At 46.9% G+C, this 224-nt stretch carries 1 protein-coding gene; it reads right to left on the reverse strand.

All coding sequences use genetic code 11. The features are described from left to right. On the reverse strand, positions 1-224 hold a 224-nt coding region (locus AB4512_RS24140; protein ID WP_372176018.1), incomplete at both ends, for a hypothetical protein.

Consider the following 224-nt stretch of genomic DNA (forward strand, 5'->3'; position numbering starts at 1 on the left):
GTGATGTCAATGGAGCTGTTGGATTCTTGAGCATTAATCACATTGTCGGCGGTAATTGGGTCTGTTTGAATACCGACGTGTACTTGTGTATCTATATGGACGGAAAGAAGCGAAGATGTAGCCGGTAGCACTGACGAAGGAGCCAATGCTTTGGCGGATAGATTATGATCGCCCTCCGATAAGCTGCTTACGGCAACACTATATTGGCCAGAGGCATCAGATAC

It is taken from the genome of Vibrio sp. 10N.222.52.B7 (assembly GCF_041474275.1).
Taxonomy (GTDB): Bacteria; Pseudomonadota; Gammaproteobacteria; order Enterobacterales; family Vibrionaceae; genus Vibrio; species Vibrio crassostreae_C.